This window comes from Pararhizobium antarcticum, from assembly GCF_001885585.1.
In the GTDB taxonomy this organism is placed as follows: domain Bacteria; phylum Pseudomonadota; class Alphaproteobacteria; order Rhizobiales; family Rhizobiaceae; genus Pararhizobium; species Pararhizobium antarcticum.
Map to the genome: position 1 here is coordinate 1 of NZ_LSRP01000057.1, position 25,376 is coordinate 25,376.

General features: G+C 60.4%; 21 protein-coding genes. 10 read left to right on the forward strand and 11 right to left on the reverse strand.

Going from position 1 to position 25,376, the window contains the following annotated elements; translation table 11 throughout:
- The first annotated feature begins 243 nt into the window (after window positions 1-243).
- The 3 genes from AX760_RS04930 (at window position 244) to AX760_RS04940 (ending at window position 4,383) form a co-directional block, all read left to right on the forward strand.
- The gene (locus AX760_RS04930; RefSeq protein ID WP_071831876.1) at window positions 244-2,166 is read left to right on the forward strand and encodes a methyl-accepting chemotaxis protein; all 1,923 of its coding nucleotides are present in this window, start codon (window positions 244-246) and stop codon (window positions 2,164-2,166) included.
- Window positions 2,166-2,648 (forward strand): chemotaxis protein CheW, encoded by a 483-nt coding sequence (locus AX760_RS04935; RefSeq protein WP_083531072.1) that lies wholly within the window; start codon window positions 2,166-2,168, stop codon window positions 2,646-2,648. Before AX760_RS04930 ends, AX760_RS04935 begins: the two co-directional genes overlap by 1 nt.
- A 196-nt stretch (window positions 2,649-2,844) precedes the next feature.
- The gene (locus tag AX760_RS04940; RefSeq protein ID WP_071831878.1) at window positions 2,845-4,383 is read left to right on the forward strand and encodes a putative bifunctional diguanylate cyclase/phosphodiesterase; all 1,539 of its coding nucleotides are present in this window, start codon (window positions 2,845-2,847) and stop codon (window positions 4,381-4,383) included.
- Window positions 4,384-4,504: 121 nt separating this feature from the next.
- Here the strand turns inward: AX760_RS04940 and AX760_RS04945 are convergent, their stop codons facing one another.
- Complete coding sequence (locus AX760_RS04945) at window positions 4,505-5,131, reverse strand: TetR/AcrR family transcriptional regulator (protein ID WP_245294931.1); 627 nt, start codon at window positions 5,129-5,131, stop codon at window positions 4,505-4,507.
- Between the two features lie 119 nt (window positions 5,132-5,250).
- Between AX760_RS04945 and AX760_RS04950 the strand changes: the two genes are divergently transcribed.
- The 4 genes from AX760_RS04950 to AX760_RS04965 are packed head-to-tail and all read left to right on the forward strand — an operon-like array spanning window position 5,251 to window position 11,654.
- Window positions 5,251-6,315: an efflux RND transporter periplasmic adaptor subunit gene (locus tag AX760_RS04950; RefSeq protein ID WP_071831879.1), complete on the forward strand. Its 1,065-nt coding sequence runs from the start codon at window positions 5,251-5,253 to the stop codon at window positions 6,313-6,315.
- Window positions 6,312-7,394: an efflux RND transporter periplasmic adaptor subunit gene (locus AX760_RS04955; RefSeq protein ID WP_071831880.1), complete on the forward strand. Its 1,083-nt coding sequence runs from the start codon at window positions 6,312-6,314 to the stop codon at window positions 7,392-7,394. The genes AX760_RS04950 and AX760_RS04955 overlap by 4 nt, the downstream gene beginning before the upstream one ends.
- Window positions 7,391-10,456 carry an efflux RND transporter permease subunit gene (locus AX760_RS04960; protein ID WP_071831881.1) on the forward strand — a complete coding sequence of 1,022 codons (3,066 nt, stop codon included), beginning with the start codon at window positions 7,391-7,393 and terminating at the stop codon, window positions 10,454-10,456. The genes AX760_RS04955 and AX760_RS04960 overlap by 4 nt, the downstream gene beginning before the upstream one ends.
- Entirely contained in the window at window positions 10,434-11,654 is a 1,221-nt protein-coding gene (locus tag AX760_RS04965; protein WP_245294932.1) for an alpha/beta hydrolase, read from the forward strand. Before AX760_RS04960 ends, AX760_RS04965 begins: the two co-directional genes overlap by 23 nt.
- A gap of 101 nt (window positions 11,655-11,755) precedes the next feature.
- Here the strand turns inward: AX760_RS04965 and AX760_RS04970 are convergent, their stop codons facing one another.
- The 4 genes from AX760_RS04970 to ugpB all read right to left on the reverse strand — a co-directional run bounded on the left by AX760_RS04970 (window position 11,756) and on the right by ugpB (window position 15,935).
- Window positions 11,756-12,802 (reverse strand): sn-glycerol-3-phosphate import ATP-binding protein UgpC, encoded by a 1,047-nt coding sequence (locus AX760_RS04970; RefSeq protein WP_071831882.1) that lies wholly within the window; start codon window positions 12,800-12,802, stop codon window positions 11,756-11,758.
- Entirely contained in the window at window positions 12,802-13,650 is an 849-nt protein-coding gene (gene ugpE / locus AX760_RS04975; protein WP_071831883.1) for a sn-glycerol-3-phosphate ABC transporter permease UgpE, read from the reverse strand. The genes AX760_RS04970 and ugpE overlap by 1 nt, the downstream gene beginning before the upstream one ends.
- A 9-nt stretch (window positions 13,651-13,659) precedes the next feature.
- A complete protein-coding gene (gene ugpA, locus AX760_RS04980; RefSeq protein WP_071831884.1) occupies window positions 13,660-14,541 on the reverse strand; it encodes a sn-glycerol-3-phosphate ABC transporter permease UgpA in 882 nt (293 codons plus the stop codon).
- An 86-nt stretch (window positions 14,542-14,627) separates the two neighbouring features.
- Window positions 14,628-15,935, reverse strand: coding sequence for a sn-glycerol-3-phosphate ABC transporter substrate-binding protein UgpB (gene ugpB, locus AX760_RS04985; RefSeq protein WP_071831885.1), 1,308 nt, complete (start codon window positions 15,933-15,935; stop codon window positions 14,628-14,630).
- A 429-nt stretch (window positions 15,936-16,364) separates the two neighbouring features.
- Here ugpB and rsgA point away from each other — a divergent pair, with 429 nt between their 5' ends.
- Complete coding sequence (gene rsgA / locus AX760_RS04990) at window positions 16,365-17,390, forward strand: ribosome small subunit-dependent GTPase A (RefSeq protein WP_071831886.1); 1,026 nt, start codon at window positions 16,365-16,367, stop codon at window positions 17,388-17,390.
- Between the two features lie 267 nt (window positions 17,391-17,657).
- Here the strand turns inward: rsgA and AX760_RS04995 are convergent, their stop codons facing one another.
- Genes AX760_RS04995 through AX760_RS05020 form a run of 6 tightly spaced genes read right to left on the reverse strand, consistent with a single transcriptional unit; the run spans window position 17,658 to window position 22,869 of the window.
- Window positions 17,658-18,596: an ROK family protein gene (locus AX760_RS04995; protein WP_071831887.1), complete on the reverse strand. Its 939-nt coding sequence runs from the start codon at window positions 18,594-18,596 to the stop codon at window positions 17,658-17,660.
- A complete protein-coding gene (locus AX760_RS05000) occupies window positions 18,593-19,318 on the reverse strand; it encodes a ribulose-phosphate 3-epimerase (RefSeq protein WP_071831888.1) in 726 nt (241 codons plus the stop codon). The genes AX760_RS04995 and AX760_RS05000 overlap by 4 nt, the downstream gene beginning before the upstream one ends.
- Window positions 19,315-20,145, reverse strand: coding sequence for an alpha/beta fold hydrolase (locus tag AX760_RS05005; protein ID WP_071831889.1), 831 nt, complete (start codon window positions 20,143-20,145; stop codon window positions 19,315-19,317). The genes AX760_RS05000 and AX760_RS05005 overlap by 4 nt, the downstream gene beginning before the upstream one ends.
- A complete protein-coding gene (locus AX760_RS05010) occupies window positions 20,145-20,963 on the reverse strand; it encodes a sugar phosphate isomerase/epimerase family protein (protein WP_071831890.1) in 819 nt (272 codons plus the stop codon). The genes AX760_RS05005 and AX760_RS05010 overlap by 1 nt, the downstream gene beginning before the upstream one ends.
- Complete coding sequence (locus tag AX760_RS05015) at window positions 20,963-22,039, reverse strand: Gfo/Idh/MocA family protein (RefSeq protein ID WP_071831891.1); 1,077 nt, start codon at window positions 22,037-22,039, stop codon at window positions 20,963-20,965. Before AX760_RS05015 ends, AX760_RS05010 begins: the two co-directional genes overlap by 1 nt.
- An 11-nt stretch (window positions 22,040-22,050) precedes the next feature.
- A complete protein-coding gene (locus tag AX760_RS05020; RefSeq protein ID WP_071831892.1) occupies window positions 22,051-22,869 on the reverse strand; it encodes a sugar phosphate isomerase/epimerase family protein in 819 nt (272 codons plus the stop codon).
- A gap of 369 nt (window positions 22,870-23,238) precedes the next feature.
- Here AX760_RS05020 and AX760_RS05025 point away from each other — a divergent pair, with 369 nt between their 5' ends.
- The gene (locus AX760_RS05025; RefSeq protein ID WP_071831893.1) at window positions 23,239-24,387 is read left to right on the forward strand and encodes a Gfo/Idh/MocA family protein; all 1,149 of its coding nucleotides are present in this window, start codon (window positions 23,239-23,241) and stop codon (window positions 24,385-24,387) included.
- A 23-nt stretch (window positions 24,388-24,410) separates the two neighbouring features.
- The gene (locus tag AX760_RS05030; RefSeq protein WP_071831894.1) at window positions 24,411-25,361 is read left to right on the forward strand and encodes an alpha/beta hydrolase; all 951 of its coding nucleotides are present in this window, start codon (window positions 24,411-24,413) and stop codon (window positions 25,359-25,361) included.
- The last annotated feature ends 15 nt before the right edge of the window (window positions 25,362-25,376 follow it).

Consider the following 25,376-nt stretch of genomic DNA (forward strand, 5'->3'; position numbering starts at 1 on the left):
TTCGAAAGCACAAAAGGAATCACAACCGCGCACAACCCGCAAACCGAAGTCCGCTAACCGATTCCGCCGATTCTCAAAGTCTCCGGACGGACACTAAGAGTTAAGCTTAATACTATATTAGACACTTCTCTCTAGATTTAGGCCACCCATGAGTTGCGGCTGCGAACGCGCCGCACTCGGATCGCCATGATGGCATCACGGTCCAAAAATTCATTTTCATCCTGAGAATATTGAGGAACTGAAATGCGCAGACCCACCATCCGAACGTCGCTGGTCGCCATGTTTGCAATAATGGCGATCGTCTTGGTCGCCTTGTCGGCCTATTCCATCAACACCATGAGTTCGCTTGCCGACAAAACATCGCGCATTGGTGACTTCTGGATGGAACAGGTTATTGCTGCCCGCGAAATCAAGGGGGACATCAATCTGATGCGCCTCGCTTTTGCCCGCCAGCTCCTTGCTGAACCGGATGAGCTCGAAACGGAAGGCAAGTTTCGGGACGGCATAGAAACCTCTCTCAAGAACGGCATGGCCAAATACGAAGCCACAATCTCGACGACTAAGGGGCGTCAGCTATTCGACGAACTCAGGAAACAAGCAGAGGCCTATGTCGCCCAGGACGGGGAATTGAATGAACTTCTGGCCGGAGGAAAACTCCCTGAAGCAAAGCAGTTTTTTAAAGGTGGGATGAAGGTGCAGGCCGATCTGGCAAACAAGGCCGTCGGTGACCTCGTTGATTTCATCGTGGCAGAGTCTGCTCGGTATGTCGCCGAAAGCAAGGCTAGTTATGCCTCGGCCTTCTGGATCATGATTTCCTCGGCCATCGGCGCCGTTTTGATTGCCATCGGTTGTGCCTTCTATGCGATGTCGGGTATCGCCAGACCGATCAATGCGATCACGGCTTCGATGTCCAGGCTTGTCAAGGGTGACGTTGAATTGCAAATCCCGTTCAATGGTCGTGCCGATGAAGTCGGTGCCATGGCTGGTGCGGTCGAAGTCTTCCGCCAGACGGCGCTCGCCAAGATCGAATCCGATCGTCTGATCGAGTCCACGCGTTCGCAGTCCGAAAAGGACCGGATGCGCACCGAGGAAGCCGATCGTCTGCGCGCGCAAGAGATGGCGCAGGCAACGGCCGGGCTCGGCAAAGGCCTGAAGCATCTGTCGAAAGGTGATCTGACGTTTCATCTCGCAGAGCCCTTTGCCGCAGACTTTGAAACCCTGCGCTCCGATTTCAACGCAACCGTTGGTCAATTGTCCGAAACCCTGCGGGCTGTCACTGATGCGACCGGGGCTATCGACAATGGCAGCCGGGAAATCAGCAGCAGCGCCGACGATCTGTCGAAGCGCACCGAGCAGCAGGCTGCATCGCTGGAAGAGACCGCAGCGGCTCTCGACCAGATCACCGTCAATGTCGCCAACTCGTCCAAACGTGCCGACGAGGCGCGCAAGATCGCGGTTCTCGCCAATGAAAGTGCGGCCCAGTCGGGCATGGTGGTCGCCAATGCGGTCGACGCCATGCAGAAGATCGAGCAGTCCTCGAACGAGATCTCCAACATTATCGGCGTGATCGACGAAATCGCCTTCCAGACCAACCTGCTGGCGCTGAATGCCGGTGTCGAGGCTGCCCGTGCCGGTGATGCCGGCAAGGGCTTTGCGGTCGTCGCCCAGGAAGTCCGCGAACTGGCGCAACGCTCGGCCAAGGCTGCGAAGGAGATCAAGGATCTCATCCGCAATTCGTCTGTCCAGGTGCAGAGCGGCGTCAAGCTGGTCAGCGAGACCGGTGAAGCACTGAAGACGATCGAAGGCTATATCGTCACCGTGAACCAGCATATGGACTCGATTGCGACATCTGCGAAGGAGCAGTCGGTCGGGCTTGGCGAGGTCAATACCGCCGTCAACCAGATGGATCAGGTAACGCAGCAGAACGCCGCGATGGTCGAGGAAACGAGCGCGGCTGGTGCAACGCTTGCCAGCGAAAGCGGCCGCCTGCGCGAATTGATCTCGCAGTTCCAGCTCGGCGGCGCCCTGCGTCAAACGGCTTCGGCCATGAAGGTCGCCGATGCCGGTCACCGGCCGGTGGCTTCGCCGGCAAAACGACTGGCAGGCAAGGTCGCCAGCGCCTTCTCGGGCAATGCCGCCGTCAAGGAAAGCTGGGAGGAGTTTTGATGACCATTCCAGCCAACACAGCGACTACGACAAGCGCCACGTTTGAAATCATCGCCTTCCGGCTGCACGATCAGGAATTCTGCGTGCGCACCAGAACCATCCGCGAGATTCGCGGATGGGGTCCTGCAACGCCGATCCCGCATGCCCCCGCAGATGTCATCGGCGTGATGAACCTGCGTGGAACGGTCATTCCAATCATCGATCTCGCCAACAAGCTCGGCATGAGAAGTACCGAGCCCAATGAACGCAGCGCCATTGTCGTGGCAGAAGTCCATGGCATGGCGATGGGACTGGTCGTTGACCGGGTTTCTGATATCCTGACGATCGCCGAGGACCTTTTGCAACCCGTTCCCGAGATCAGCATGTCCAGCGGTATGCGTTACGCCGACGGGATCATCGCACAGCCCGACGGCATGATCTGCTTCCTCAATCTCGAACGCATGTTCGAAGAGATCGCGGTGACGAAGCTGGTCGCAGCATAGCGGCGGCAGGACGTGCATGGTCTAAGATCCGGGACTTGGATCGTGCACGCCGTGCGCGCGCGCAGACGGTGGCGCTTTGAGGAAGGGGTGCCACCGGACAATGGCACTGCGACGGCTTGGGTATCGACTTTCATCGGGAAGATGGATTCCTGAATTTCAGGCATGAGGCAACAACTCGTCTCGGGGGAGAGACCTTATGCAAATCATGCGAACAAGCCGTGCCAAGTTTGAAGCTGTGGTCTGGCTTTCGGTCTTTCTTTCGCTCTACACTCTTGCGCTTTACTACGATGGTCACGAAGCCCTCGACGCGTTCTTTCATGATCATGAATATTATGAGCTCGACGAGTTGTTCACCGCTTTAAACATCGCCGGTGCCCTGGGACTGATATATTCGGTCACCCGCATCAAGGACATGTCGCAGGAAATTCGACGTCGGCTGGCTGCCGAAAAGAACGTCGACTGGATTGCCTGCCATGATCCCTTGACGGAATTGCCCAACCGCCGGTTCCTTGAAACGGCGTTCGCGCGACAGGACATTCTGGCGCGGCAGGACGGCTACGCTGTCATCAGCATCGATCTCGATGGCTTCAAGAAGGTCAACGACCTCCTGGGACATGACCATGGGGATCAGGTTCTGAAGATCGTGGCCGAGCGGTTGTCCTATATTTTTCCGTTGGAGAACGTCTATCGGTTGGGCGGCGACGAATTTCTTGTTGTCACCGAGCGCATGGGCAAGCCAGATCTGAATGCGCTTGGCAAACGCATCGTCAACAACCTTTCCAAGACCATGCTGATCCATGGGACACCCGTCGATGTCGGCGCCAGCATCGGCATTGCCCGTATTCCCGAAGACAGCGCCACGCTCACTGATGCGATCCAACAGTCCGACTGCGCCATGTACGCCGCTAAAAAAACGGGACGCAACCAGGTCAAGTTCTTCGAGCCAACCATGCACGCGGAGCTGGCCAAGCGCGTTCGAATGGAAGGTGATCTCAGGCATGCGATCAACACGGCGCGGATCATTCCGCACTACCAGCCGTTCGTCGACCTGATAACCGAGGAGGTCGTCGGCTACGAGGCCTTGGCGCGCTGGGAGCGTTCGGATGGGACATTCGTCCCGCCCTGTGATTTCATCCCGCTTGCCGAAGAGGCGGGGTTGATCGTCGAGTTGACCGACCAGCTCTTCCGCACCGCCTGTCGGGATGCCCTGTCCTGGCCGGCGCATACGGTCCTGTCCTTCAATATCTCCCCCGTACAGCTGAGTGATCGTCTGCTCGGCCTGCGCCTTCTGACGATCCTCGGCGAGATCGGCCTGCCGATCCACAGGCTCGAACTGGAGGTTACTGAAAGTGCTGTCATCCGGGATGCCGAGACAGCCCGTATCGTTCTTGACCAGCTCGTGAACGCCGGCATCAAAATAGCGCTTGACGATTTTGGCACCGGCTACTCCAGCCTGTCGCAATTGTCGGACTATAAGTTCGACAAGATCAAGATCGACAAAAGCTTTGTGGCCAATTTCGAAAATAGCGAAAAGCAGGAAAAAGTGGTCCGGGCCATTATCGCACTGGGAAACGGTCTGGGCGTCACGATCACAGCCGAAGGGATCGAAGAGCAAAGCCAGCTCACCCGGCTGAAATCCATGGGCTGCCATATCGGCCAGGGCTATCTGCTCGGCAGGCCGCTGGCCTTCGACTTCACGCTCCCGGATGCAAAGCAACCTGAGCGCCACATCTAGATAAAGCCGTGCCTTGCTTTTTCTGACGCGTCTGAAGCGGAGCTTTTAGGCATGCAAGAGTTACTTGGAAACCGTGCGGCCCGGGGGCATCGTTTTGCTACCCTACAGACCGCTGTTGCATTCATTCCACCGACCCTGACGTCTCGGAGACCGCAAGCCCGTGCATGACGAAATCGAGATGCGATTGAATGTAGAGGGGAACGCCAAGGTCGCGATTGTCCCCGAGTATCAGGACATCGACCATCATGGCGACGAAGGGCGCAATGATGACGCGTGCAAAAGGCGCGGTGCCGCTGCGAAACTCGCCAATCCTGACACCTTCGTCAATGATCGCCTGTGTTCGCTCCAGGATCGGTTCGACGAGCTCCTGGTAGTGTGTGTCGATCAGTTCCGGAAAGCGGATACCTTCCGATATGGCGAAACGCAGGAGCTCTCGCGTTCTGCGATCCCCCAGGATGTGTTCGTAGCAAAGCAAAAGCAAGGAGCGGAGCTGTTCGGAACAGCTGCCGTTCAATTCGTTCGTGTGAACCGCTTCGAACGGCACGGCAATATGGCGAACCATAGCCGAAAATATCTCTTCTTTCGTCGGAAAGTAGACGTAGATCGTTCCTTTCGTCACACCGATGCGACTGGCGATATCTTCGACGCGAGCGGCGCTGAAGCCCTTTTCGATAAACTCCTCGAATGCGGCGTCAAGAATCTGAATCGGCCGAAGCGCCTTCTGTTGCGCCCGTGTCAATTTCTTCATGATCATGTCTCCCGTTGGACGGCGTGTAGCAGCGATTTCGACGATCCAGGCGGACAATTTCATTGACTTATCAGTCAGTCAATAATAAATCGGCTGAACAGAGTTTCAAGAGGCTAGTTATGAGACGATTGATGATGCTCGCTTTGATCGGGTTTTCGCTGGCAGCCTGCGCCCCCGAGGAGCAGCCGCCGCAGAAAGAGACGCGACGCGTAGAGGCGGTCATTGTCAAACCCGCTCTGGTCTCCGATACGATCTCGACGACGGGCGAAATCAGTGCCCGTGTCCAGTCCGATCTTTCGTTCCGGGTCAGTGGCCGCCTTGTGGAGCGCAGGGTCGATATCGGTGATCGCGTGACAGTCGGGCAGGTCTTGGCGCGGATCGATGCGGAGGAGCAAAAAGCCGACCTGCAGGTGGCCCTCGCCAACCTCAATTCGGCTGAGGCGCTGGAAACACAGGCGCGTCAGGGATTCGACAGGCAGCAGAGCCTGTTTACGACGGGCGTGACCACGCGGGCTGCTCTCGACAACAGCCGCGAGAGCCTGTTGACGACGCAGGCCTCGGTTCAGTCCGCGCAGGCGCAGTTGGATGCGGCACGCGATGCGCTTGGCCAAACGGACTTGAAGGCCGATGCCAGCGGCATCATCACAGCCCGCAGCGCCGAAGTGGGCCAGGTCGCGCAGGCTGCACAATCCATGTTCACGCTTGCTCATGATGGCCCGCGCGATGCGGTGATCAATGCCGACGAGTCTGCACTCCTGGGGCGTCAACTTGAAAGCGTTGCCGAAGTGAAGCTTCTCTCCGGCGATGGAACCTTCAAGGCGACGGTCCGCGAGGTCTCGCCGACGATCGACACCACGACAGGCACGATCCGGGTGAAGCTCGGCCTGGAAGATGCGCCGGATGCGCCTTTGGGAAGCGCAGTGACGGTGACGGCGCGCTACAAGCCGCAGACCGTGATCGAACTGCCATGGTCGGCTATGGCTTCTGACGCCGGTCGCCCCGCCGTGTGGCTCATTGATTCAAAGACTGGTGCCGTTTCCCTTCGTCGGGTTGTGGTCGCGGCGTATTCGACCCAGCGCTTCTCCGTCGAGTCCGGAGTTTCCGAGGGCGACATCGTGGTGTCCAACGGCACGAAATTCCTGAGCGCTGGTGACCTTGTATCCCATGAAGGAGCTGCTCAATGACAACAGGCCCTCAATTGATCGCGCTGCTGGCGGTCGCCACGCTGCTCTCAGCATGCCAGAAGGAAGACGAGGCCAAGGTAGAGCCGCCGCGTCCCGTGCTTTCTCTCATCGCGCAGCTCGCTCCCGAGACTGTCCTGGCCCTCCCCGGAACGGTGGAGGCGCGGGTCAAATCGCAGTTCGGCTTTCGTATTCTGGGCCGCATTATCGCGCGCGACGTGCAGGTCGGAGACCTCGTGAAGAAGGGCGATATCCTGGCTGCCATCGATCCGTTGGCATTGGAACTGGCTGTTAAAAGTGCGCAGTCGGATCTGGTGACGAGCCAGGCACAGCTTTCCAATGCCCGTACCAACGAAGACCGCCAGAAAACTCTGTTCGAACGGCAGAGCGGAGCGAAAGCCACGTTCGAAATCGCGCAGCAGGAACGCAAGACCGCTGAAGCGGCCGAAGCCAAGGCGAAGGCAAATCTCGACAAGCTCAATGAGCAACTGAGTTATGCGCTTCTGCTTGCCGAGTTCGACGGCGTCGTCACGGCCGTTTCCGCCGAGGTCGGACAGGTTGTTTCTGCGGGGCAGAGCGTTGTGACGGTCGCACGGCCGGACGAACGCGACGCCGTCATCGACGTCCCGGAAGCTGTCGGACCTTTGAAGCCTGGCGCAGTCTTTGATGTCTCCTTGCAACTTGCTCCCGATATCCGCGCCCGGGGCCTGGTGAGGGAAATCGCGCCGGAGGCGGACGAAGCGACGCGCACGCGACGCACGCGGCTGACATTGGTCGATCCGCCGGAGGCCCTCCGCCTTGGTGCCGTCATCACGGTCAGCGCGCTTGCCAAGGGCATGCCATCCATCCGATTGCCCTCTTCGGCAATCCGGACCGAGGGAACAAAGACGTCCGTCTGGGTTGTCGACGAAAAAACCGGGAAGGTCACTGCCGTGACAGTCTCGCTGTCGCAACAGGCGTCCGCGGACGATACCGTAACCGTGACGGACGGCATCAAATCCGGCGATAGAATTGTCACAGCGGGCGTTAATACACTCGAAGACGGTCAGGCCGTCCGAATTGTCCAGGAGACCGTCAATTGAAACCGTTCAACCTTTCAGACTGGGCGCTCGAGCATCGTTCTCTTGTCTGGTATTTCATGATCGTCTTTGTTCTGGTCGGCACGCTGTCCTACTTCAATCTCGGCCGCGAGGAAGATCCCAGCTTCACGATCAAGACAATGATCATCAATGCGCAGTGGCCCGGTGCATCCGCAGAAGAGGTCACCCGCCAGCTCACCGACAGGATCGAGAAGAAGCTGGAAGAACTGGATGCGCTGGACTACACGCGCAGCGAGACGGTTTCCGGCAGTACGACGATCTATGTCGAATTGCTGGCGACCACCAAGGCAAAGGACGTCACGGGCAACTGGGTTCGCGTCCGCAACATGATCAGCGACATCAAGGGCGAATTCCCCAGTGGCGTTATCGGTCCGTTCTACAACGACAGCTTTGGTGATGTTTACGGAAATATCTATGCCTTCACTTCCGATGGACTGACGCAGCGCCAGTTGCGTGATCTCGTTGAAACCTCGAGAGCAAAGCTGCTTCAGGTCCCGAACGCGGGCAAGATCGACATCATTGGCGCTCAGGACGAGGCGATCTATCTCGAATTCTCGACACGCAAGATCGCAGCCCTGGGGATCGACCAGCAAGCCGTGATCGAAACGCTGCAGGCCCAGAACGCGGTAACACAATCCGGCTTCATCGATGCCGGACCGGAGCGGATCGCAATTCGCGTCGGCGGTCAGTTTGCGTCGGAGGAAAGCCTCAGGGCTATCAACCTGCGCGTCAACGACCGCTATTTCCCGCTTGTCGACATTGCCACGATCAAGCGTGGTTATGCCGATCCGCCATCCTCGCTCTTCAGGTTCAAGGGAAAGCCGGCAATCGGCCTGACCATCGGCATGACGGCGGGCGCCAATCTTACGAAGTTCGGGGCGGCGATGGACGAGCAGATCAAGCGCGTCGTGGCCGACCTGCCGATCGGCGTAACCGTCGAGAGGGTCTCGGACCAGCCCGCTGTCGTGGAAGAAGCCGTCTCGGGCTTTACGACAGCCCTTTTCGAGGCGATCGCCATCGTGCTTGCCATCAGTTTTATCAGCCTTGGCTTGCGGGCCGGTCTGGTGGTCGCGATCTCCATCCCCCTGGTCCTGGCAATCACCTTCGTCGTGATGGAATACACGGGTATTTCGCTGCAGCGCATCTCGCTCGGCGCGTTGATCATCGCGCTTGGCCTTCTTGTCGACGACGCGATGATTGCCGTCGAGATGATGGTGGCTCGCCTTGAAGTTGGCGACGATCTGCGCACGGCAGCAACCTATGTCTATACCTCCACCGCGTTTCCGATGTTGACAGGTACGCTTGTCACCGTTGCCGGCTTTATCCCGATTGGACTGAACAGCAGCGCCGCAGGCGAATTCACCTTCACCCTGTTTGTTGTCATTGCGGTGTCGCTGATCGTTTCCTGGGTCGTGGCGGTCCTGTTCACACCTTTGCTGGGCGTGGCTATTCTTCCGCAAACAATGAAATCGCACCATGACCAGAAGGGCCGGGTGGCACGGGGCTTTGCCTGGCTCCTGGGGGTCGCCATGCGCTGGCGCTGGTTCACGATCATCAGCACAGTCGCCGTTTTCCTGCTCTCCATAGGCGGTCTTGGCCTGGTACAGCAGCAATTCTTCCCGGCCTCCGATCGTCCCGAGCTGATTGTCGACTGGAGCCTGCCGCAAAACAGCACGATCGACGAAACGAACCGGCAGATGGCGCAGTTTGAAAGAGAAAAGCTCGAGGGGAATCCCGACATCGATCATTGGTCGACGCATGTCGGCGAAGGCGCGCCACGCTTCATTCTGTCCTATGACGTGCAAACGCCTGCCCCCTGGATCGGACAGGTGGTTATCGTCGCCAAGAATCTGGAGGCCCGCGATAGACTGCGCAAGGACATGCAGGCCTATCTCGCGAAGACGTTTCCAGGAACAGACGCCTATGCCAAGCTGCTTGACATTGGGCCACCGGTCGGGAAACCGATCCAGTATCGCGTCAGCGGGCCGGATATCCAGAACGTCCGGCAGATTGCGCAGCGCTTCAGTGCGATCGTCAAGTCAAACCCGCTTGTCTCGAACCTGGCATATGACTGGAACGAACCTTCGCGCGTCGTGAAGGTGGATGTTCTTCAGGACAAGGCCCGCCAGTTGGGGGTCTCCTCCCAAGACATCGCCAATGTGCTGAACGGCATTGTCGAGGGCTCGACGGCGACCCAGATTCGGGATGATATCTATCTCATCAACGTGATCGGCCGGGCTGAAGATACCGAACGGGGTTCGATCGAGACACTGAGGAACCTTCAGCTTCCGGGATCAGCCGGTAATTCCGTACCTTTGTCGGCAGTGGCCAATTTTCGCTACGAACTCGAACAACCGTTGATCGGCCGCAGGGATCGCATTCCGACCATAACCCTGAAGGCGGCGATCCTCGGGACAACGCAGCCTGCGACGATTGTCGAACAGATCAAGCCGGAGCTTGAGACCTTCGTAGCCTCTCTTCCAGCGGGCTACTCCGTGGAAGTCGGGGGTACGGTGGAATCCAGCGCGGATTCGCAGGCACCGATTCTTGCCGTGTTTCCCATCATGCTGTTTGCGATGGCCACAATCCTGATGCTCCAGCTTCAGAGTTTCAGTCGGCTGTTTCTGGTTTTTGCGGTTGCTCCGCTGGCGCTGATCGGCGTGGTCGCAGCGCTTCTCCTCAGCAATGCGCCGATGGGCTTCGTGGCAATTCTGGGCGTGCTCGCCTTGATCGGCATCCTGATCCGCAACTCGGTCATCCTCATTGTCCAGATCGAGCATCTGCGCGACGAGGGCGTGAGCCCCTGGCGTGCTGTGGTCGAGGCAACGGAGCACCGCATGCGGCCCATTCTTTTAACGGCTGCCGCTGCAACACTGGCGCTCATTCCTATTTCGCGCGAGGTGTTCTGGGGGCCCATGGCTTATGCGATGATGGGCGGAATTGTCGTGGGAACCATATTGACGCTCCTGTTCCTCCCCGCTCTCTATGTGGCGTGGTTCCGGATACCGGTTGAAGACGAGGATGCGCCTGCGGACGTCGCGTAAGTTGATCGCGGCGCACGCCTCCCACCGCTCCTTCAACACAAATATCGGACGGCCCATGTGTTCCATCGTGTCAAACAAGCCCAACAGGCTGTCTTACAGAATTGCGGTTGTCGCGGTGCTGTTGAGCCTGGGCGGCTGCGCTTCGCGGCCGACGTCAGCCGTGCTTCAGCCAACAGCTGTTGCGCAGGCTGAACAGGCAGACATCGACAAGGTGGCGCTGCTTTCCGTCACCAACCGCAACAGGATCAAGGAGTATAGCGGGTTCGGAACGCAGTGGGCCGGGGAACTCACTTATGAACGCTACGGGTTTGCTGTCCCGCGGGACCGCAAGGGAGCGACGATCGCATACCCGACGGAACGTGCAGGCGCAAAACGCACCTATATGGTGACGGAGCGCGAACAACTGGCGCAGCAGGCCTGGCTGGCGGACGCCACCCGTTCAGCCCGCGCTGACGGGACCGTCGCGGTTTATGTTCACGGATATAACAACCTGTATCAGGAGGCTCTGTACCGCGCCGCCCAGATGGCCGCCGATGCCAAGACCCTGAGCCCGCCGATCGTGTTTTCCTGGCCGTCGGCCGCAAGCGTCACCGGATACGTGACGGACCGCGATGCCGCCCTTTATTCGAGAACGGACCTTGAAGGTGTCCTGACGGCGCTGGCGCGGGCTCCGGGCATCAAGCGCGTCGTTCTGTTCGGCCATAGCATGGGTGGCTTCCTGTCGATGGAAGCAACGCGACAGCTCAAGCTGCAGGGTCGGGATGACGTCATCGCCAAACTTCAGGTGGTGCTTGCCGCCCCTGATATCGATGTTGATGTCTTCCGCTCCCAGTTGCGTGACATCGGCCATCTGAAAACGCCGATTACGGTACTGGCTTCAAAAACCGACCGGGCTCTTTCAATGTCCAGCTTTATCGGCGGCGAACGCGCGCGGATCGGTCGGCTCGACATCAACGACCCCGTGGTCCAGGAGCAAGCCAGGAAGGCGAACGTGAATATAGTCGATATATCGACCGCTGATTCTTCCGATGGCCTTGGCCATGATCGGTTTGCGGCTGTGGCCAGGTTTGGCAGCGACTTTGAAAAAGCCGAGGCCCTGCAACACAAGAGCGGTAATTTCAGAGCGCTCGTCTTCGATGCTGCCGGGGCGGCAGTCGCGAGCCCCTTCCGGTTGGTGGGGCATATCGGTCAGCAGTGAACCTTCCCCGGATCTCCGGACATTGGCTTTCGAGATTTTGGCTGTCGGATGTTTCCGGTGCGGCGTGCCGAGGGTTGATCCCTCACGGGCTGGAGGCCGTTTCAGCCTAGCCGCTGGCCGGTATCACCGAAGAAATGCAGCTTCTCCCAATCGGCGTGAACCGTCATGACATCATCGATGCCGATGTGGGAGCGACCGGGCACACGAAAGGCAATCGGTTGCCGATCGGGCAGGCTTCCATGCACATAGCTCTCGGCGCCAACAAGTTCGACGGCCAGCACGGTGACACTCACCTGCAAGCCGTTCGTGACTGTGCCCGGCTCCGGCAGAGACAGATCCTCCGGGCGAACGCCCAGTGTTGCCGTGCCTGCGGGAACCACGAGATTGTCCGAGACGGACCAGTCCTTTGAGGTTTCCATCGGCAGGAGATTCATCGATGGAGATCCGATAAATGTTGCGACGAAGGTGGTGGCCGGCTTTTCGTAAAGCTCGATCGGCGTTCCGACCTGCTCGATGCGCCCTGCATTCAAAACGACAAGCCTGTCGGCAAGCGTCATGGCCTCCATCTGGTCATGGGTGACGTAGACGCTTGTGGTCGCCAGCGAACGCTGCAGTCGCTTGATCTCGACGCGCATCTGCACCCGCAATTTTGCGTCCAGGTTTGAAAGGGGTTCGTCGAACAGGAAGGCAGCCGGTTCGCGCACGATGGCGCGGCCCATGGCGACGCGCTGCCGCTGGCCGCCGGACAACTGGCGTGGCTTGCGGTCGAGGAAGGGTTCGATCTCTAGCGCTTTCGCAGCGCCGGTGATGCGCCGATCGATTTCTTCCGTCGGTGTTTTGCGGTTCTTCAGGCCATAGGCCAGATTCTGACGCACCGTCATGTGCGGGTAAAGCGCATAGTTCTGAAAAACCATGGCGATGTCGCGTTCGGAGGGCTCGAGATCGTTGACGATACGATCGCCAATGCTGATCGTACCCGCCGTGATGCCTTCAAGTCCGGCAATCATGCGCAGCAGCGTGGATTTTCCACATCCGGACGGACCGACCAGCACCAGCATTTCTCCATCGGCAATATCGAGCGAGATGCCCTTGATCACTTCTGTCGCGCCATAGTTCTTGCGGACGTCTTTCAGGACAATGTTGGCCATTATTTCTCCGTCTCCACGAGACCTTTGACGAACCATCGCTGCATCAGCACGACGACGAGAATGGGGGGGATGATGGCAAGGATCGCCGTGACCATCACGTAGTTCCAGGGGGTGGACGCATCGGTAAAATCGACCATTCGACGCAACCCGATGATGATCGTGTTCATCTTTGCATCATTGGTGACCATCAGCGGCCACAGATACTGCGTCCAGCCATAGATGAACAGGATGACGAACAGGGCGGCGATGTTGGTGCTCGACAGTGGCAGCAGGATATCGCGCATGAAGCGAAAGGGACCGGCATTGTCGATGCGCGCGGCTTCGACGAGTTCGCCCGGAATTGTCAGGAAGAACTGCCGGAACAGGAAGGTCGCCGTCGCCGAGGCCATCAGGGGCAGCGTCAGGCCGGCATAGGTGTCGATCAGCCCCAGATCGACGATCACCTTGTAGGTCGGCAGGATACGCACTTCGACCGGCAGCATCAGGGTCAGGAAGATCATCCAGAAGAACACCATGCGAAACGGGAAGCGGAAGAACACGATCGCAAAGGCAGACAGGAAGGAAATGATGATCTTGCCGACGGCGATCGCGATTGCCACGAAGAACGAGTTGAACAACAGCCGCTCCAGGCTGACGCCGACGACCCGCTCGACACCGCCGAACATGGCCTCCGTATAGTTTTCCACCATGTGTCCACCCGGCAGCAGCGACATGGGCGGGCGGATGATCGCCTCGGACGTCGTCGTCGAGGCGATGAAGGTGTAGTAGATCGGAAAGGCAACGATAATGATGCCGATGATCAGAATGAAGTGGCCGAAGAGCGAAGCGATGGGACGTTTTTCGATCATGTCTTGCCCTCAGCCATAATGCACGCGTTTCTCGACGAAGCGGAACTGGAAGGCCGTCAGCGCAATGACGATGATCATCAGAATGACGGACTGGGCTGCGGACGAACCGAGATTGAGATTGACGAAACCGTCATTGTAAACCTTGTAGACCAGCGTTTCCGTCGCCTTGGCCGGGCCGCCGCCGGTCACCGAATGAATGATCCCGAACGTGTCGAAGAAGGCATAGACCGTGTTGACGACGAGCAGGAAAAACGTTGTTGGCGCCAGCAGCGGAAAGACGATCGTCCAGAAACGACGATTTCCCCGCGCGCCGTCGATCGAGGCGGCCTCGATCAGCGATTTCGGAATGGCCTGCAGACCAGCGACGAAGAACAGGAAGTTGTAGCTGATCTGTTTCCAGGCCGCGGCAACCACCACCAGCGCCATTGCCTGGTCGCCGTTCAGCAGGGGATCCCAGGAAACGCCATTGCGACGCAGCAGATAGGCCAAGGTGCCCATGGCCGGATTGAACATGAACAGCCACAACATGCCGGCAACAGCCGGCGCCACCGCATAGGGCCAGATCAGGAGCGTGCGGTAAAAGCCCTGGCCGCGCACGACCTTGTCGGCGGCCGTCGCGAGAAGCAAGGCAACACCCATCGAGACCAGCGCCGTCAACAGGCTGAAAACGACTGTCACCTGCAGGGCATGGATATAGCTGGGGTCGGTGAGGACATTCCTGAAGTTTGCCAGCCCGACAAAGCTGCTTTTGAGGCCGAACGGGTCCTGGCGCACCATGGACTGGTAAAGCGCCTGGCTCGCCGGCCAGAAGAAAAACACGATCGTCAGCACGATCTGCGGCGCAAGCAGCAGATAGGGCAGGATCTTGTTGGGAAACGCGACAGTGTGCACGGAATTCTCCTCAGACGGCGGGGCCGGCCAAGTGGTGGGCAGGATGCCGCACATGGCGGCATGGACGGCATCCTGTCTTGACTTGCTTAGTTACCGACGGCTTCGGCGATGGCTGCGTTTCCGCGTTCGACAGCCTTGTCGAGGGCAGTCTTTGCATCCTGCTGGCCGGCAAGCATCGCTTCGAATTCCTCGTTCATGATATCGCGAACCTGTGGCAGGTTGACGAGGCGCACGCCCTTGGAGTTCTCGGTTGGCGCCTTGCCCATCATCTGCAGGATCGGCGTTTCACGACCGGGGTTCTTGTCGTAGAAACCGGATTTCTTGGTTTCCTCGTAAGCCGCATTGGTCACGGGCATGTAGCCGGAGACTTCATGCAGGCGCACCTGGATCTTGGTCTGCGACAGGAAATTGAAGAACTCGGCGACGCCCTTGTACTCCGCGTCGCTCTTGCCGCCAAAGACCCAGAGGCTTGCACCGCCCGGGATGGTGTTCTGCGGACCCTGGCCTTCGTAATAGGGCAACTGGCCGATTCCATAATTGACGCCGGACTTGACGATGTCACCGAGACCACCGGAGGATTCCGTCAGGATCGCGCATTCGCCGGACATGAAAAGCTGCTTGGCTTCGGACGTGCGACCGCCATAGCGGAAGTTCTCGTCCTTGGCGAGGTCGGCAATCGCCTGGAAATGCTGCACGAAGAGCGGCGAATTGAACTGCAGCTTAACGTCATTGCCGCCGAGGCCGTTTTCATTCGTGCCATAGGCGACATTGTTCCAGGCTGCAAAGTTTTCGGTCTGGATCCAGGTCAGCCATGTCGAGGTGAGGCCGCAGGCGCCGGCACCGCTCGTCTTGATCTTCTTGGCAGCCTCGAAAACCTCGGGCCATGTCTTGGGCGGGTTCTCGGCATCGAGGCCGGCCTTCGCGAACATATCCTTGTTGTAGTACATGATCGGCGAGGACGAGTTGTAGGGGAACGAAAGCATGGTGCCGTCAGGCTTCGAATAATAGGCGGCGATGCCGGCAAGATATTGCGATTTGTCGAAGGTGTAGCCACCCTTCTGCAAGACCTCTGCCGCCGGAACGATTGCCCCTTCGGCACCCATCATGACGCCGCTGCCTGCGTCGAAGACCTGGATGATGGCGGGCGCCTGCTGTGAACGGAAGGCTGCGATGCCGGCGTTCAACGTTTCGGGATAGGTCCCCTTGAAAACCGGCGTGATCGTGTACTCGCTCTGGCTTTCGTTGAATTCCTTGGCAAGCTGGTTGACAACCTCGTTGTTGGCGCCGGTCATCGCATGCCACCACTGAAGGTCGGTGGCAGCGTTTGCGATCGCAGGCAAGCCAAGCGAGATGACAAAAATAGCCGTCGATGCGGCCAGAGAACGTTTGAACATGATTTCACTCCCGGTGATGATAAGACGAAGTCCCGCCGTTTAGCGTGGGTTTTTATAATTTCTGTGACAGTCCTCCTCGATTGTCACACATTCCGCTCCGGCCAGCCTCTAAGTGGCTCGTAATACAGGCCGAAACGAACTCTCCTCAGTGCGGCAGATAGGGGAGCGGGTGGGTTTGTCCAGAGCATCCGTGCCTGCATGGGACTAAAAAATTGGGTGAGGCGCCCGGTGACGCGATGGCAGCCAGGATGCCCTGTCCGAAACCATGGTGCATGACGCTTCTTCACCTGCTATGAGCAGGGATCGATGACAGGGATGCCGCCGGGGCACGCTTGTCGCAATCTGGTTCTTATCGGATGGGCTCGACTGGAGCCCGTCAATTCGATGTGGATGTCCCATGAGCGCTGCACTTTATTTTCGGGTCCAAGCATGTTGGTAGGGGATGCTGAGCCGGGGGGCATCGCCTCGCTGGAAACGTTGGGCTGGTCCGGCTTCTTTGCAGATCAGGTGGTTGCGGATGATCCAGGTTGCGTGCCGGCGAGGATCGCCAGGGTTCATCGCACACGGCTGGTTGCCTTGGCCCAGGCAGGCGAGATCGAGCTGGAACTGCCGAACCGCACCAATACTGCCGACTACGCGGTCGGCGACTGGGTGACCGTCGAAACAACCAGCCGGATGCTGGTGCGCCGGCTCGATCGCAAGACGCTGTTGCAGCGGCGCACGGAGGGGCGCAGCGCCCAGCAGCTTGCCGCGGCCAATGTCGACACGCTGTTCATCGTCACGTCGTGCAATGCCGATTTCAATCCCGCCCGCCTCGAGCGTTATCTCGCCCTTGCCAATCAGGGCGACATCGTTCCGGTGATCCTCTTGACCAAGGCCGATACGGCCGATGATGCGGAAACCTATCGCAGCCAGGCGATGACGCTCCAGCGCGGCTTGGACGTGGTCGTCCTTGACGCCCGTTCGGGAGAGGTCGGCAAAACCCTTGCGCCATGGTGCGGGACCGGTGCCACGGTGGCGCTTGTCGGATCTTCCGGCGTTGGAAAATCCACGCTCGTCAACAGCCTGGCTGGCCTCGAGCGGGATGCGCGCCAGAAAACCGGCGGCATCCGCGAGAGCGACGCCAAGGGTCGGCACACAACCACCGCCCGTTCTCTCCACGCGATCGAGGGCGGCGGCTGGGTCATCGATACGCCCGGTCTGCGCACGCTGCATGTCAGCGATTCCGCCGAGGGTATCGATGCGTTGTTTTCGGAGATCACCGATCTGGCGCCGCAATGTCGCTTCAGGGATTGCACGCATGATCATGAACCGGGCTGTGCGGTGCAGGCGGCCGTTCGTGCCGGCACGCTGGATGCCGACCGCCTGGCGCGGTGGCGAAAGCTGACGCAGGAAAACCGGACCAATACGCCGGTCATGGTGGGCGCACGCGGCAACAAATCCAGGGCTCGTTGATCCGGTTTGCCGCGACAGCCTTGCCGGGGCGCTGCGGGCAGCGTTCGATTGACCGGCCGAAGCCGGCGCATGATCCCGTGACGTCTGCGTGGCAGAGCCCGTGCCGGTCTTTTCGTCGTGGTCCCGTTGACGGCGCACGTATTCGATCCGGTCAGCGTGCTGCTGCGCGCGCTCCTCGCCCTCAACCTTCGCTGCGTTTTTTTGTTGCCAACCGGGTGCGCGTCGCTTCGCGCGGAGCGCGTGTCGTCGGGGGTTCCCGGTCGCCGTTCAGAGGATCAGGCTGGCAGCACCAACGAGGCCGGCGTGGCGGCCAAGTTGCGCCGCAACGATCGGTACGTCTCGATAGGCCGGCATCGCCCGATCGCGTACGGTGGAGATGATGGTCTCGTGCAGCAGGTCGAAGCCGTGGGCTATGCCGCCGCCCATGACAATCCTGTCGGGCGAATAGAGATGGAGCAGATTGGTAAAGCCGATGCCCAGCCAGCGCGCTTCGGCATCCAGCAGTTCCAGCGCCTGACTATCACCCATGCGCCCCGCTTCCACCACGTGGCGGCCGGTCACGTCGGCGTCGCCGGACAGGCGCCGCAGCACGGATCCATCGGACGGCCGGGTTGCGGCCGTGGCGCTGCGGCCCAGGGCGGTTCCGGATGCCACGGCCTCGAAGCAGCCGATGGCTCCACAGAAACAGCGGTCGCCATGGGTGGTAATGGTCATGTGGCCGATTTCTGCGGCAAGCCCGCGCCGCCCGTGCAGGATCCGGCCATCGGCGATGACGCCGCCGCCGATGCCGGTCGATACCGTTACGAAAACCATGGATGTCGCGCCGCGGCCGGCGCCATACCGCCACTCACCGAAGGCCGCCGCATTGGCATCGTTTTCAAGCCGGACCGGCAGTTTGAAATGTCGGGACAGAATGTCGGCCAGCGGGACTTCATGCCATCCTGTCAATGTCGGTGGCCCGATGACGATGCCGGCTTCCGGATCGAGCGGGCCGGGGGCACCGACGCCGATGCCGACGGCAACGAGACCGGATGATTCCACCTGGAGGCGGGCGCCCAGCCTTTCGATCTGGCCAATGACCGCGTCCGGCCCGCCATCGGCATCGGTCGGCACGGAGAGGAACGCGAGGAGGTCGCCCGCACCGTTGACCAGTGCGGCTCGAAGGTCCGTTCCGCCGAGATCGAAGGCCAGCGCGACCTGTGTCACCGGACCGCGCGCTCCAGCGCATGCAGCCACGTCATGCGATCGGCCAGATTGTCGGCGCCGAAGGCCAGCGAGCCGAGAACCACGGTCTGCGCTCCTGCGGCCCGCAGCAGCGGCACGGTCTGTTCGCGAATGCCGCCATCGGCGGCGAGAATGATCTCGTTCTCCCGGCCGGCCTTTTTCATCAGAGTGCGGGCTTCGCGCAGCCGATCGCAGGCTTTATCGGAGAGGCTCTGGCCCTTGACGCCGATCGAGGTGCCCAAAAGCGTGACGAAGGCGACATGATCGAGAAACGGCTCGACATCGGAGACGGGCGTTTCCAGACGCAGCACGACCCCTGCTTCCGCTCCGAGTTCCCTGGCCAGGGCAACGGCACGCAAGCCCGCATCGCCGTTTTCGGCATGCACACTGATGAGATCGGCACCAGCCTCGATGAACTGTCGGGTCTGTTCCTCGACGATCTCCGCCTCGACCATGAGATGGACGTGGATCGGCTTATCCGTCAATTTCGCGATGCGATCGACGAAATCGGGGAAAAACAGGAAGCCGGGCGTGAAACGCGCATCGGCGACATCGATATGGTGCAGATCCACATGCTCTTCGATGCGCTTGAGGTCTGTTTCCATATTGGCAAGATCGGCCGACCAGAGCGAGAGTTCGCCGAGCAGGCGGTCACGGGGCAGGGCGGCGATGGCGCTGGGGCCAGAAGCGGTTTTTGATGTCATGACGACACGGAACTCCGGATTGTTTCTGATGCAAGGAAATGTGAGATCGCCGCCCGTATTTCGGCGAAATGCCGAACCTTGTCGGTGGCCTTGGGTTCGACTTCGACAAAGGTCGCTGCCCTTATCGTCTGGGCAACGGTTCTGGCGGATGCGAGAGGATGAATGGCATCCTGACTGTTGCCGATGACGAGTGTCGGAATGGCAAGGGCTGCGGCCTCAGCCTCGGACACGCCTGGTCCGTCCGCGGCGATGTCGGCCAGGACGGAGGCAAAGGCCGTCGCATCCGGCCGGTCGAAATATCCCAGCAGCGAGGCATAATTGTCCGGCGCGTTGGCCCGCAGTTCAGCGGCTGTTTCCGAAGCGGCGAAGAGACGCCGGGCTTCCTCCGGCGCATGGTCTTTTAGCAGCGACGCGATCGTCCGGATCGGCGCCATGTTTGCCGGCTCCGGGTCAAAGGTCCAGGCGGGCCTGACCAGAATGAGGGCTGCGATGCTGCCGGCATGATGGTGGGCGAGATGCAGCGCGATGGCAGCGCCCATGGAGATGCCGCCGATGACCGGGCGCATGATGCCGCGCGACCTTGCTGCGTCAAAAACATCCTCGGCGAACATGCGGATGGAAAAAGGACGTGTGCCACCGAGGCGCGACGCCCCGTGTCCACGACATTCTGCCGTGATGCGCCGCAATCCGCCCGTTTCGGGAAAGGTCTGCGCGACCTGTGCCGCGTCGCCGCCGAGCCCATGCTGGAAGACAACCGGCAAACCGTGCCCGTGATCATGGACGGCCAGTTGTACGCTGTCCTGCGTCAGGCTGGCTGTCGCTACCATCAGATCAGCCCTTTCAGGAAAAGCGCGACGCCGGATGCTTCAGATGCCGACAGGCCATGGGTCACCAGCGGCCCGGCGAAGCCAACCGACTTGAGCCTTGCGATGAAATCCGGAAAATCAACGATACCCTTGCCGGCGGTCGCAAAACGTCCATCGGCGTATCTGTCTTTCGCATGGGCCATGGCCAGATGCCCGGCGGATGTTTCGACGGCATGGGACACGATCTGTCGCACCTCTGCGGGCGTGCCGCGCTCGAAAAGGTTGGCGGGGTCGAGAACGATGCGCAGCCGCCGCGATCCCATTTCGGAGATCAGCCGCCTTGCGTCCGCCACCGAGGTCACGATGTTGGCCTGTTCCGGCTCGATGCCCAGATCGACCCCGTGTTTTTCGGCAAGTGCCAGAGCGTTTTCCATCTCGGCCGCCATGTCGGCCCAGGCCTGCGGATCCGTGTTGCCGGGATGATGGGCCCATTGGTCCTGTGCTTCGCGCGTGCCGGTGCAGAGCGTGACAAGCGGGATCGACAGCGCCGCCGCCGTCTCGATGACGACCGCGAGTTGGGCAAGGCCGGTGGTCCGCACCGCTTTGTCGGGATGCGCCATGTTGTAAGTGCCGGACAGTGCCGCGAGCGAAACGCCGGTCGTTGCGGCGGCGGCGCGGATGGCGGCTATGACATCAGCCGGAACGGCATCGGGCATCGACGGCAGCCCGCAACAGGCAAGATTGAATTGCGTCACGGCATAACCGCTGTCGCGGACCGCCGACAAGGCGGTGAGCGGATCGGTTCCCGGAAAGGTTTTTGCGAAGATGCCGAGTTGCACTAGACGGCCCCCGTGACGGAGGCGAGTGCGACGCGCTGCCCGGTCTCGACCGAGCGTGCGATCGCCACCATGGCTCGGATCGAGGCAATGCCATCCTCGACATCGGCGCCGCGCATCGGGGCGCCCTGCAGCGCGGTGTCGGCCAGGCCTTCAAGCTGCCTGCGGAAAAAATGCCCGTCGGCGCCGAGAGGCTTGCGGGTGGTCGCATCCTTTTCGTGAAAAATCTCCACTTCGCTCGCGCGGAGATACCAGGGATTGAAGGTCTTGGCGAGAACAGAGCCGTTCTCGCCATAGAGCTGGAACCCTTCGTGCCAGTCCATCCGCACGGCCACCGTCAGATCGAGATGGCCAAGCGCGCCATTGGCAAATTCCGTTTCCACAAACCAGCAATAGGCGCCGGCGCGCTGCAAAAGCCGGGCGCGGACCGCGACGATCTCGCCGCAGAAGAAGCGGGCGGTATCGACCAGATGCGAACCATGGGCGAGCATGAAATATTGCCGCAGATCGGCTTTCGGATTGCCGGAGGGCTTGCGGGCCAGCTTGCTGGTCACCGGGAGCGGCTGGACGGCGTCCGTATTGGTGTAGCGATGGGTGGAATCGCAGTACCAGGCCTTCAGCGCAAAGATCTCGCCGATATCGTCGCGAACGAAATCGCGCGCTGCCTCGAGCGCCGGGTCGAAGCGTTTCATGTGACCGACCTGCAGGATCTTGCCCGAACGCTTGACCGCATCGGCCAATGTCCGGCCTTCCTCGACCGAGACGCCAATCGGTTTTTCGCAGAGCACATGCTTGCCAGCTTCCAGCGCCTTGATCGACATCGGCACATGATAGGCATCGGAGGTCGCGACGATCACGGCTTCCAGCGCCGGATCGGCGAGCATGGCATCGTAGTCGCTGAACATCCGCTCGGGCTCATAGGTTGCGCCCATGCGCGCCAGCAGATCCGGTGCCGTGTCACAGATGGCATAAAGATCGGCATTGCGGGCTTTGACGCAGGATTCCAGGTGGGCGAACTGGGCGATCGGCCCGCATCCGAGAACGCCAACCCGAAGCCGGCGGTTTTCCTTTTCAATCATGCTGGTCTACCTCAGATGCGAAAGGACCGCATCGTTTCGCGGTTGATCTTGATGGCGCCGGCCGGATCGGCGGCGGCGGCGTCGGATTCCTCTTCCAGCACCAGCCATCCGTTGAAGCGCGGCGCCTTCAACACAATGTCGATGACGGCCGGGGTGTCGAGACGGCCCTTGCCAAGCATCGCCCACCGATCTTTGGTGTCGACATCCTTGAGGTGCAGGTAGCGGATGCGGTCCTGATAGGTGCGCAGCGTATCTGCGATGTCGTCATGTCCGCGCAGGATATGGCCGGTATCGGGGACCCAGCCGACCAGCGATGCATCGAGAAGCGAAAACATCCGGTCATAGTCTGCACGGTTGAACAGCAAGGTGTTGTGGTGCGAGCTAGGATGCACGGCAACCTCGACGCCGCCGGCTTTTCCAAGCGCCGCCGCGCGGTTGTAGAAGTCGGCGGCAATCGTGAACTTGTCGTCGCGCGGGCCTTCCGAGACGATGGTGGCCGAGCCGATCGACACGACGGCACCGGGGAAACGGGCGGCGAAATCGATCCAGCGTTGCGCGGTCGCCAGATCGTTGTCGATCTCGTCCGCCAGCGTGAAACCGCTTCTGGAGCCAAAGGCGAAGGCAACGAGTTGCAGTCCGCTGCGTTGAAGTGCGGCGGCAAATTCGGCAGGTTTGTCCGCATAATGGCCGATCATAGTGTCGGTGATTTCGATACCCGCATAACCGCCGGCAGCGATGGCCGAAAGCAGATCGTCGGGCGTTCCGGCAAAGCCATCACCGAGCATTTCCCATGTAAAGGTCTGGCAACCAACCTTGATATCCCTGGTCATTTCCTGTTCCCTGGTTCCACCCTGTAGGCGGTGTTCTTCTTGTGGATGGTCGTGGTTATCTTGGTGCAATTCGGTGCTTTCAGGGTATGCAGCGGATCCCGGGTCGGGTGATCTGACCGGATCAGTCAGGAGGCCCAATGGGTGCGAACGCAGCGGCACTGCGCGCCTGGTCTTCCCCGCAACTGCCCCTCTTGCCTCCCGGCACGCACAAGTACCCTCGAAATTTCCTCGCTCTCGTTGCCGTATGTTTCATAAAAATTTGTCGCGCGTCAAGAAATAAAATGCTTATCATCGGTGACACGAATCCTGCAGCCGGCGGTGCCGGGGCGGAGCGCGGGGGCGGGATATAATTTCGGGAGGAGACTGAAAATGGGTGCGCATACACGGGAAACGATCGGCCTCGGGGTGATCGGTTGCGGCAATATCTCGATGACCTATCTGCGGAATGCCGCGCTGTTTGCGGGGATCGAACTGCGTGCCTGCGCTGACATCTCGGCCGAAATGTCGGGGCTCAGGGCGCGCGAATACGGCATTCGGGCGGCGAGTGTCGATGGTCTTCTCGCCGATCCGGAGATCGACCTGGTTCTCAACCTGACGGTTCCGGCGGTGCATTTCGATGTCACCCTCTCGGCGCTGTCGGCTGGCAAACATGTCTTTACCGAAAAACCGCTGGCGACCTCGGCGGCGGATGGGCGCAGGCTGGTTGCCGAAGCCCTTGCGCGGGATCTGCGTCTCGGCTCGGCGCCCGATACATTTCTCGGTGCGGCAGGCCGGCGCGCCCGGCGTCTGATGGAGGATGGCGCGATTGGCCGACCGGTCAGCGGTACCGCCTTCATGATGGGGCGCGGCATGGAGCATTGGCACCCCAATCCGCAATTCTACTATCAGCCGGGCGGCGGTCCCGTCTTCGACATGGGCCCCTATTATCTGACCATGCTGGTCAACCTGCTCGGTCCGGTGGTGCGGGTGATGGCGATGGCGACCAAAGGCCAGGACGAGCGGATGATTACCGCGGACGGTCCGTTCAAGAACACCACGTTCAGGGTGGAAACGCCGACCAACGTTTTGTCGCTTCTCGAATTTCAATCGGGCACGACAGTCACCTTCGGGGCGTCATGGGATGTCTTTCGTCACTCCAATCATCCGATCGAACTGCATGGCACGGAGGGTTCGCTTCGCCTGCCGGATCCCGATACGTTCGGCGGGACGGTGTCGCTCTCCGAGCGCGGCGCCGACTGGCGCGATTTCGAAAGCGAGAACGCGCCCTATGGCAAGCGCAACTGGCCGTTCGATGCGCCGGATCGGGCAAACTACCGCATGCTTGGCGTTGCCGATCTGGTAAGGTCGCTGCATGAAGGGCGGGCGCCCCGCGCTTCCGGCGAACTGGCCCTGCATGTGCTCGAGATCATGGAGGCCATTCTGGCCTCCGGCGAAAGCCGACAATCGGTGAGCATCGCGGCAGGCCTGCAGCAACCGGCTCTGCTGGGAGAAGACGAAGCGCGAAGCTTTCTGGTGTGAGCGGGAGAGGTAAAGGCAGCAGCATGGCAGAGATGGATGTGGGCGCGCGGCGCGTGCTGGAACTGGGGGCGGAACAGGTACCGCGTCCATTTGAAACCGGCAGCCCACAACGGGCGCGGGCCGACTATGATGCGACCTGCCCGACCCTGCAGGGCGACCGGGAGGCCGTTGCCACGATCGAAGATCGTCATATCGACGGACCGAACGGCGCTATCACCCTGCGCGTCTATCGCGGTATCGGCGCGCCGGAGCGCAACGGTCCGGGCCTGCTCTATCTGCATGGTGGCGGCTGGGTGATCGGCAATCTGGAATCCCATGACGAGATCTGCCGCTGGTTTGCCAATCGTGCCGCCTGCACCGTGATCTGTCCGGATTACCGGCTTGCGCCCGAACACAGGTTTCCCGAGGGCTTGACGGATTGTGTGGCCAGCCTGGCCTTCATGGCGTCTTCAGCTGCCGACCTCGGCCTTGACCCAAGCCGTCTTGCCGTTGCCGGCGACAGTGCCGGTGGCAATCTTGCAGCCGTGCTCGCGCTGATGTCCGGTGCCGGTCAGGTCCCGCCGATTGCCGCGCAATTGCTGCTCTATCCGAATACCGATGCGGCCCAGACGGCAGAGAGCTATCGCCGGTTCTCGACGGGCTTTGGCTTGACCGCGGCAACCATGCAATGGTTTCGCGATCACTATATCCGGGATGCGGCCGACATTGCCGACTGGCGTGTCTCGCCGCTCCGGGCAGAGCGCCTGGAAGGTGCGCCTCCGGCCTTCATCGCCATTGCCGGGCTGGATATTCTGGCCGACGAGGGCGTTGCCTATGCCGATCGCCTGCGGACGCATGGTGTTCCCGTCGTGCTGCGCCACTGGACGGACCAAATCCACGGCTTCGTCTCGATGGGCAGATACATCCCCGCAGCCCGACAGGCCGTCGAGGAAGCTGTGGCGGCGTGGCATGGTTTCGAGCAGGGGGACGGCTGAAGAACTGCCCTCGCT